The sequence below is a fragment of the Streptomyces triticirhizae genome (assembly GCF_003696235.1).
GTDB classification, from domain to species: domain Bacteria; phylum Actinomycetota; class Actinomycetes; order Streptomycetales; family Streptomycetaceae; genus Streptomyces; species Streptomyces triticirhizae.
In genome coordinates this window covers 20190-29325 of sequence record NZ_RFFJ01000063.1, presented here as the reverse complement: position 1 = coordinate 29325, position 9136 = coordinate 20190, and the positions used below count along the sequence as shown (strand labels likewise).

Sequence of the window (9136 nt, the reverse complement as noted above, 5' to 3'; positions counted from 1 at the left end):
GCCGGGGGGCGCGGCGCGGGTGCGCGCGCCGGCGCGAGCCCGGCGCACGCGGGGGTGCGGGACCTGGCGGAGACCGGGGAGACCGAGGAGTTCGCCGCCCCGCTCGACGAGGGGCGCGCGCCGCGCGCCGGACACGGACGCGGGCGCGGCCGGCAGCGGGTCCGGGCGTTCCACCCGGACCGCCGGCTCAGCCTGGGCCTGGTGCTGCTGCCGCTGCGGCTGCTGCTCGGCTTCATGGCGATCTACGCCGGCATGGGCAAGCTCACCGACCCGGTCTACTTCGACGGCGGCGACCGGGGCTCCCTCTCCACCTGGCTCGCCTCCCTGGAGCCCTGGGCGCTGGCCGCGCCGCTGCACGAGTGGACCCTGGCGCACCCGGTGGGTGCGGGCCTCACCGTGGCGTTCACCCAGATCGTCGTCGGCGTGCTCACCCTCTTCGGACTGTGGCAGCGGGTCGCGGCGCTGCTGGGCGCCGCGCTCTCGCTGGCCCTGCTGACCACCGTCAGTTGGCAGCACGGTCCGGCCTACGACACCCCCGAGGTCGTCCTCTTCGCGGCCTGGACGCCGCTGGTCATCGCGGGCGCGCCGGTGCACTCGCTGGACGCGCGGCTCGCCGGCGAGGCGTGGCGTCGGCTGGGGCCGCGCGCCCCGCTGTCCGCGCTGCGGCGCCGCGTGCTGCGGCGCGGCGGGCTGTTGGCGGCGCTGCTCCTCGGAGTGGCGCTGCTGGTCGGCTCGCTGCTGGGCAGCGCGGTGCGTTCCTCCCAGTTCGCGACCGTTCCCGAGCCGGGCGAGCCGCCGCGCAACCACCTGCCGGGCGAGCCGCTCGTGGACGAGGAGGAGGAGGCGCGCGAGGCCGCCGAGCGGGAGGCGGCCGCCGAGGCCGAGCGCCGCGAGGAGCGGGAGCGGGCCGCCGAGCGCGAACAGGCGGAGGAACAGCGGCGCGAGGAGGCCACCCAGGAGCCGACGGCGCCGGCCGAGCCCTCCTCGCCCGAGGGCCAGCAGCAGGCCCCGGCGCCCGAACCGACCCCGGAGCAGCGGGAGTCGGCGCCGGCCCCGCCGCCCAGCCCGGAGAACGGCGCGGGCGGCGACCCGGGCACCGGCGGCGGCGCCGAGGAGCCCGGCGAGGACGCCGGCGGTGGCGAGGACGACGGGGGTGATCAGAGCAGCCCCGATCCCCTGGGAGGGCTGCTCGGTTAGGTGGCGTACTCGGCTAGACGAGGAGCAACGGCGGTGTCGGGGACGGTGGTTGTCGTCCTGCGGCACCGCCGCCGCCGTTCCGAGAAATCCGTGAGCCAGTCGGCGGCGGGCGGGCAGACTGGGGCCGTGCGCACGGACGTCGGCCCCGCCCAGGACTCCCCGCAGCGGCGGGCGTTGTGTCATGTCGCGGCGTTGGCCACGGGCGGCCCGGTCGACCCGACGCTGCCGCTGACCATGAACTTCCACCCCGACCGCCTGGTGGGCGGCGAGCCGATCCTGCGGCGGATGGCCAGGGACGGGGCGTATCTCTCGCAGTTCGTCACCGGGACCAGCAACGGTGGGCTCACCGCGCACCCGGGCGGCGAGCGGTGGCGGTGGGAGAGCCGGATGTTCGGCGCGGCCTATGACGCGGCGCCCGCCCAACAGCGGCCGGTCTACGGCGCGTTGAACCATCTGCGGCGTTCCACCGGCGCCGCGCCACGCTTCGGCTCGGCGCACTTCAGGCTCGTTCCCGAGGTGCTCGCGCGCACCACCTTCTGCTACCCGGACAGCTCGGCGCTGCCCACCGCCTTCGGCGTGGCCGACCGCTGCGACCTGGTGCGACGGGCGCTGGCCGAGGAACGACCGGCGTTGGACGGGCATGTCGAGGCGCACATACACGGTCGGGTCAGCCTCGCGCGGGACGTGGCGGCCCTGGTGCTCGACCCGAGCCACCTGGGCACGCCGGTGGCCGAGGCCGCCGCCGCGTTGCCCTGCCCGGTGGAGTGGCATTCCGGCTTCCGGCTCCCGGTCGAAGTGCTGGACGAGAACCCGGAGTTCCGAGGCCCCGAGATCGCGGCGCTTGGCCGGCGGCTGGCCGAGGACGGCCTGCTCGACCCCCGGATGATCGGCGACGCCGCGCGCTCCGGGCGGCACGACCCGCAGGAGCTGAAGAAGGTCTGGCACTACCTGGCCCACTTCGGCGCCCCGGAACGGTGACGGGCGGCCCGCCGCTGCCAACGGCCGTCAGCGCTGGGTGAGTTCCCTGGCCGCCTCGGTCAGGTCCTTGGCGGTGTCGATGGCCCGCCAGTAGGCGCCCTGCGAGAGCGGGAAGCCGGCCAGCCGCCGTTCCCTCGCCAGGCGGGGAAAGGTGTGCCGCTCGTGGTCGCCCCGGTCGGGCAGCAGGGCGGTGAACGCGGCGGCGAAGACATAGACGCCCGCGTTGATCAGATACGGCGACGGCGGGGCCTCGATGAAGTCCAGCACATGGCCGAACTCGTCGGTCTCCACGGCGCCCCAGGGGATGCGGGGCCGGGCCAGGGCCAGGGTGGCCAACGCGTCCCGCTCGGCGTGGAACTCGGCCATCTCGCGCAGCGAGAACCGGGTCCAGATGTCGCCGTTGGTGGCGAACCACGGCTCGTCGGGGCGGGGCAGCGCGGCGGCGGCGTACTTGAGGCCGCCGCCGCGCCCCAACGGCTCCTGCTCCACCACGGTGTTGACCCGCAGCGGCAGTTCGTTCGAGGCGAGCCAGTCCTGGAGCACCTCGGCGAGATGCCCGCAGGAGACCACCGCGTCCGTCACGCCCTCGGACGCCAGCCAGCGCAGCTGGTGACCGATGATCGGCTCGCCGGTGCCGGGGATCTCCACCATCGGCTTCGGCCGGTCGTCGGTGTAGGGGCGGAGCCGGGAGCCCTGCCCACCGGCCAGGACCACGGCCTGGCTCGGATGTGTCGCGTCACGGGATGCGGCGTTGCTCATGGCCGCACCCTATGCGCGTTCAGTTGGCCTGGGCCACGCCGGCGGCGAAGGAGGTGTCACAGACGGGACGGGCGAAGCGTTGGGCCCGTTGGGCGTTGCCGTACTTGTCGACGGCGGCCTGTCCGAGGGACCGCGCGATCTCGGCGCAGTGCGGGGCCAGCGAGGGGTCCTCGTCGACGGCCCGCTGGAGTCCGGTGAGCGCTGCGGAGGGGTCCTCCTGGCGGAGGGTCGTCAACAGGCGTTCGCGCAGGAGGTCCTGGGGGGCCTGCTGCTCCTGTTCGGCGGCGGCGGTGAGCATCTGCACCTCGGAGGGAGGGGAGGCCCAGGGCACGCGCGTGACGGCGAGCGTGCCGGAGAGCACCAGCACGGCTGGGAGGGCTACGGCGAGACTTCGGCCGATGTGGCGGAGTGCCTGGTTCACGGGGTCTTCCTCGCGCTTCCTCGCGAAACGGTGACGCGAAACGATCGGGTGGAACGAAAGGGGCGGAACGGATCGGATGGAGCGAATCGGATGGAACGAACGCGCCAAACCGCGCCCGGGGAGCGGGCCTTGTGGTTGGCACGAGCCGAATCGTAGCGAGGTGTGGTGGGTTGATGACATTCCGCCACTCGCGCGGGTGATGCCGTCCTGGGCTTTCGTTCGGGGGTGTTGACGCGGACGGTGACCCTCGTTGACGTTCGCTGGCGTTGTGCCGCGCGGAGTGCGGCGAGGAACGCGGCGGGGCCGCGCCCCCACCCGATGGGTGGGAACGCGGCCCCGGTGCTGCGGTGCCCTGTGCGCCCGTCGGCGCGACGGGTCAGTCGCTGAGGCGCTCGCCCGAGCCGGCGGCGAAGACGTGGGTCTCGCCCGGCTTGGGCTCGACGTGCAGCTTGCTGCCCTTGTCGGGAACGTCGCGGCTGTCCACGCGGATGACCAGGTCCTTGACCTCGCCACCGAACTCGGCGGTGCCGTAGACATAGGCGTCGGCGCCGGTCTCCTCGACCACGTTGACGGTGACGGCGAGGCCGGCGGCGGCGTCCTCGTCCGCCTTGGCCAGCGTGCTGTCGGAGGAGGAGCCGTTGACGACGCGGAAGTGCTCGGGGCGGCAGCCGACGACGACGGTGCTGTCGCCCTTGTTCTGCGCCTCGCTGAGCGCGGCGCGCTCGACTGGGACGACGCTGTTGCCGAACTTCACGCCGCCGTCGGTGATCGGGACCTCCACCAGGTTCATGGCGGGGGAGCCGATGAAGCCGGCGACGAAGAGGTTGGCGGGCTTGTCGTACATGTTGCGCGGGCTGTCGATCTGCTGGAGCAGGCCGTCCTTGAGGACCGCGACCCGGTCGCCCATCGTCATGGCCTCGACCTGGTCGTGGGTGACGTAGACGGTGGTGACGCCCAGGCGCCGCTGGAGGCCGGCGATCTGGGTGCGGGTCTGGACACGGAGCTTGGCGTCCAGGTTGGACAGCGGCTCGTCCATGAGGAAGACCTGGGGCTCACGGACGATGGCGCGACCCATCGCGACACGCTGACGCTGACCACCGGAGAGGGCCTTCGGCTTGCGGTCGAGGTACTCGGTGAGGTCGAGGATCTTGGCGGCCTCCTCGACCTTGGCCCGGATGTCCGTCTTGTTGACGCCGGCGATCTTGAGCGCGAAGCCCATGTTCTGGGCGACGGTCATGTGCGGGTACAGCGCGTAGTTCTGGAAGACCATCGCGATGTCCCGGTCCTTCGGGGGAAGGTGGGTGACGTCACGGTCACCGATGTGGATCGAGCCCCCGTTCACGTCCTCAAGCCCGGCCAGCATCCGCAGGGAGGTGGACTTCCCACAGCCGGAGGGGCCGACCAGCACCAGGAACTCGCCGTCCTCGATCTGGATGTCGAGCTGGTCGACGGCGGGGGTGTCCGAACCGGGGTAGACCCGGGTGGCCTTGTCGTAGGTGACCGTAGCCATGTCCTCTTGTCTCCTTCTACCGGCAGGAACGTGCCGGACGATCCGAGTAGGAAGGTGTTACGACCATGTATATGGACGCACGGTGAACCTAACTCGAAAGCAATATAAAAGTCAGTACCCACCGGCAAAAAAATCCCGGGCCCTCCCACCGGCCGACACCCCTCACCAGGGGCCGTGTAGGCTGGTGCGGCCTCTACGGCGCCCAGAACGCACGGGCACCCGCCGCCTTAGCTCAGTCGGCCAGAGCAGCTGTCTTGTAAACAGCAGGTCGTCGGTTCGAATCCGACAGGCGGCTCACAGCCGTTCGATCCCCGTGCCGGCCGAACGCGCGGCCGCCCGGGGGCGGTGATCCCGCCGGGCGGACCCCATCTCGCCGCGCTGGCGGCAGTCCTCGTCGAAGTCCTGGGCGGCCCGCCGTCCTCGTGTTGACCGGGGTGGGCTCGCGAACATAGAAATAATCGCGCATGTACCAACACGAGCGAACAAGGGATCGTCGATGCACGATGGGTCGTACCTGAACTTCCGGTCGGCGGGTACCGCGCTGGTGCTGGACTGCACGGGGGGCGGGCTGCCCCGCGTCGTGCACTGGGGCGCTGACCTGGGCGAACTCAGCCAGGACGCGATGGCCTCGCTGGCCCGCGCCGCGGTGCCGCAGATCGCCTCCAACAACGTCGACCTGGCCGTGCCGCTGTCCCCGCTGCCGGAGCACTCGGCCGGCTGGCAGGGGACGCCGGGGCTCACGGGACACCGGGCCGGCGCCGACTTCTCCACCGCCTTCGCGGTCACCTCGCTGCGGGCCGAGGAGCGTTCGCTGGCGGTCGTGGCCGAGGACGTGGTCGCCGCGCTGGAACTGCGGTTGGAGATCGAGCTGACGGAGAGCGGGCTGGTGCGGCAGCGTGCCCGGCTGACCAGCCTGGCCGAGGACGGCGGCGCCCCGTTCACGCTCGGCGGGCTGCTGCTGGCCCTGCCGGTGCCGGAGCGTGCCACCGAGCTGCTCGACATGACCGGCCGGCACCTGCGGGAACGCACCCCGCAGCGGCACGCGTTCACCATCGGCACCCACCTGCGGGACAACCGCAAGGGACGCACGGGAACGGACGCGGTGACCGTTCATATCGCGGGCGAGGCCGGCTTCGGCTTCCGCTCCGGCGAGGTCTGGGGGCTGCACGTCGGCTGGAGCGGCAACCACCGCTCGCTGGCGGAACGCACGCACACGGGCGTCTCGTTGCTCGCCGGCGGCGAGCTGCCGCTGGCGGGCGAGATCACCCTCGGCGCCGGGGAGTCCTACACCTCGCCGTGGGTCTTCGGCAGCTATGGCCGGCACGGCGTGGACGAGCTGGCCGGCCGCTTCCACGGCTATCTGCGGGCCCGCCCCCACCACCCCTCCGGCCCACGGCCGGTCACCCTCAACGTGTGGGAGGCCGTCTACTTCAACCACGACCTGCCCCGGCTGAAGGAACTGGCCGACGCCGCCGCCGAGATCGGCGCCGAGCGCTTCGTGCTGGACGACGGTTGGTTCCGGGGCCGGCGGGACGACCACGCCGGGCTCGGCGACTGGTACGTCGACGAGACGGTGTGGCCGCAGGGGCTCCACCCGCTGGTCGGGTATGTCCGGGGGCTGGGGCTGGAGTTCGGCCTGTGGGTCGAGCCAGAGATGATCAACGTCAACTCCGACCTGGCCCGCGCCCACCCCGAGTGGATCATGGCCACCGGGGACCGGCTGCCCCCGGAGTCCCGCCACCAGCAGGTGCTGGACCTCGGACACCCGGAGGCCTACGCCCACATCCTGGAGCGGCTGGACTCCCTGGTCGGCGAGTACGAGCTGACCTATCTGAAGTGGGACCACAACCGCGACCTGGTGGAGGCGGGGCACAGCCCCACCGGCCGGGCCGGCGTCCACGCCCAGACGCTCGCCGTCTACCGGCTGATGGACGAGCTGCGGAAGCGGCACCCGAACCTGGAGATCGAGTCCTGCTCCTCCGGCGGCGGCCGGGTGGACCTTGGCATCCTGGAGCGCACCGACCGGGTGTGGACCAGCGACTGCATCGACGCCCTGGAGCGCCAGCTCATCCAGCGCTGGACCGGCGTGCTGCTGCCGCCCGAGCTGATGGGCTCGCATGTCGGCGCCCCCGAGGCGCACACCACCGGACGCACCCACGGCCTGGAGTTCCGCGCCGGGACCGCGCTCTTCGGCCACTTCGGCATCGAGTGGGACCTGACGAGCGCCTCGCCCGAGGACCGCGCGGCCCTCGCCGAGTGGATCGCCCTCCACAAGCGGCTCCGGCCGCTGCTCCACACCGGCCGGGTGGTCCGGGAGGACCACCCGGACCCGGCGCTGTGGGTGCACGGCGTGGTGGCCGAGGACGGCGGGCACGCGGTCTTCGCGCTGGCCCAGGTCGCCACCAGCGTGCAGTCCCCGCCCGGAAGGGTGCGGCTCCCCGGCCTTGAGCCCGACGCGACCTACCGCCTCGCCCCGCTCGCCCCGGCCGACCGCCCGCGCGGGCCGGCGATGGACGCGCTGGCCTGGTGGAGCGAGGGCGTGACGCTCCCCGGCCGGGTGCTCTCCGAGGTCGGGGTGCGGGCCCCGATCCAGAACCCCGAGCGGCTGGTGCTCCTGGAGGCCCGGCGGGTCGAGGACTGACGGCCCCGCCGCGCCGTCCCGGGCGCCCGAAGGACCCGGGACGGCGCGACGACTCGTCACGCGGTGGCGTCCGGTCAGCCCGTGACCGGCTGGCACGGGCCCTCGACGAAGGCGATGGACTCGGCCCCGTCCCGGTCAGAGAGGATCACCGTGTCCCCCCGGGCCAGATGGTAGGTGTATCCGCCCTCGGTCGCGGCGGGGTCCTCCAGGGCCTCGGGGTCCAGCAGCGGCTCGGCGGAGTCCCCTGCGGAGGCTATGGACTGGGCCACCTCGGGACCGATCGGCGTCGCGCCCCCCACGAAGCTCACATGACCGTTGACCTCGGCGCCGTCCGCCGTGCCGGCGCCGTCCGGCACCTCGGCTGGACGCCGCTCGCCCGGCTCGGCCTCCTCCCCGAACGACCGCTCGCCGTCGTCCTCTCCCGACTCCGAGAACGTCATCCCGCTCTCGTCCGCTCCCAACTCGCGGGACGTGCCGGACTCCCCGGATGCTCCCGGCTCCCCGGCCGGCGGCTCGTCGTGGGGCTGACACAGATAGCCCTCCGGCGGGTTGTACAGCGTCTCCACCCCGGCCTCCTCCAGCAGGGCGGAGAACTCGGCCACGGCCTCCTCCCCGTGCGGCCAGTCGGAGATGTGCACCACCACGCCGCCGTCGGCCTCCTGCTCGACCGCGTAGGCCGGGGCGCCGCCCCCTCCCGGCAGGACCACGAACACCGCCGTGGCCGCGGCGGCGGTGACCAGCCCGACGCCGGTGCGGGCCGGCGTGATCAGGCGCCGCCGCCGGGCGACGGCCGTCCGCCGCTCGGCCGCCGCGACGGAGTGGTGGCGCTTCAGCTCGTCCAACAGACGGTCTTCGAAGGTGCTGTTCATGCCTTGCTCCCTGAGTACGCGATGTGGTTGCCGATCTCGGGCTCGGCGGCGGCGACGCTGAGGGCCCGCCGGGCCCGGTGCAGCCGGACCCGGGCGGTGACCTGGCTGATGCCGAGGGCCTTGGCGGCCTCCTTGACCGTGAGCTGGTCCACGGCGATCAGCTCCATGACCGCCCGCTCGCCCTCGGGGAGCCGCGCCATGGCCGCCAGGGCCTGACGGCCGGGGCGCTCGGCGGAGAGCTTCTCCTCAAGCCGGGCGATGTCGTCCGCCTCCAGCAGCCGGCGCCCGGCGACCCGGCTGGTGGCCGCGCTCTCCCGCGCCACCCGCCGGCGCTCCGCCGAGGCCACGTTCCGGGCGATGCCGTAGAGCCAGGCCGTCTCGCTGCCGCGCGCGGCGCGGTAGGTGTGGGCCGAGTCGATCACCGCGAGGAAGACCTCGGCCGTCAGGTCGGCGACCGTGTGCGGGTCCTGGACGCGGCGCGCCAGAAAGCGCGTCACCTCGTCGACATGTCGTCGGTAGAACCCCTCGAAGACCCTGGGGTCCCGAGCCGCTGCGGTCGGACCGCAGCGGCTCCTGGCGGGCACTCTCACGGCTGGCTCCCTCCCTCGTTCCTGCCTTCACCCGTACTTGGCCCGAGGCTGGCTGAGCGTTACAACGCCAGATCAGCGCGGGTGTTACGGGTGGCGAGGGCGGGTCTTTCGGATGGTGCTCAGGGGGCTGGTCGGCCGCCGCGAGGATCGGGTGCCGATCCTCGCGGGCCG

The 9136-nt window shown here is 73.2% G+C and carries 8 protein-coding genes and 1 tRNA gene; 4 read left to right on the top strand and 5 right to left on the bottom strand.

What is annotated here, in order from left to right; translation table 11 throughout:
• A partial coding sequence (locus tag EBN88_RS13605; RefSeq protein ID WP_122184128.1) for a DoxX family membrane protein occupies positions 1-1197 on the top strand: 1197 nt, incomplete at its 5' end.
• A gap of 126 nt (positions 1198-1323) precedes the next feature.
• On the top strand, positions 1324-2175 hold the full coding sequence (locus EBN88_RS13600; RefSeq protein WP_233580651.1) for a DUF3626 domain-containing protein: 852 nt from the start codon (positions 1324-1326) through the stop codon (positions 2173-2175).
• A gap of 27 nt (positions 2176-2202) precedes the next feature.
• Here the strand turns inward: EBN88_RS13600 and EBN88_RS13595 are convergent, their stop codons facing one another.
• From EBN88_RS13595 to EBN88_RS13585, 3 genes are all read right to left on the bottom strand, one after another.
• A complete protein-coding gene (locus EBN88_RS13595; RefSeq protein WP_122184123.1) occupies positions 2203-2934 on the bottom strand; it encodes a nucleotidyltransferase family protein in 732 nt (243 codons plus the stop codon).
• A gap of 19 nt (positions 2935-2953) precedes the next feature.
• Positions 2954-3355: a hypothetical protein gene (locus EBN88_RS13590; protein ID WP_122184122.1), complete on the bottom strand. Its 402-nt coding sequence runs from the start codon at positions 3353-3355 to the stop codon at positions 2954-2956.
• 376 nt (positions 3356-3731) lie between these two features.
• Positions 3732-4865, bottom strand: a complete 1134-nt coding sequence (locus tag EBN88_RS13585; protein WP_122184121.1) for an ABC transporter ATP-binding protein — start codon at positions 4863-4865, stop codon at positions 3732-3734.
• 221 nt (positions 4866-5086) lie between these two features.
• On the opposite strand from EBN88_RS13585, the gene EBN88_RS13580 reads away from it, so the two are divergent.
• Both EBN88_RS13580 and EBN88_RS13575 read left to right on the top strand, forming a co-directional pair.
• Positions 5087-5160, top strand: a tRNA-Thr gene (locus tag EBN88_RS13580).
• Between the two features lie 201 nt (positions 5161-5361).
• Positions 5362-7506 (top strand): alpha-galactosidase, encoded by a 2145-nt coding sequence (locus EBN88_RS13575; protein ID WP_122184120.1) that lies wholly within the window; start codon positions 5362-5364, stop codon positions 7504-7506.
• 74 nt (positions 7507-7580) lie between these two features.
• Here EBN88_RS13575 and EBN88_RS13570 read toward each other — a convergent pair whose 3' ends face one another.
• Both EBN88_RS13570 and EBN88_RS13565 read right to left on the bottom strand, forming a co-directional pair.
• Positions 7581-8375, bottom strand: a complete 795-nt coding sequence (locus EBN88_RS13570) for a hypothetical protein (RefSeq protein WP_122184119.1) — start codon at positions 8373-8375, stop codon at positions 7581-7583.
• Positions 8372-8965, bottom strand: a complete 594-nt coding sequence (locus EBN88_RS13565) for an RNA polymerase sigma factor (RefSeq protein WP_122184118.1) — start codon at positions 8963-8965, stop codon at positions 8372-8374. The genes EBN88_RS13570 and EBN88_RS13565 overlap by 4 nt, the downstream gene beginning before the upstream one ends.
• Positions 8966-9136 lie beyond the last annotated feature (171 nt).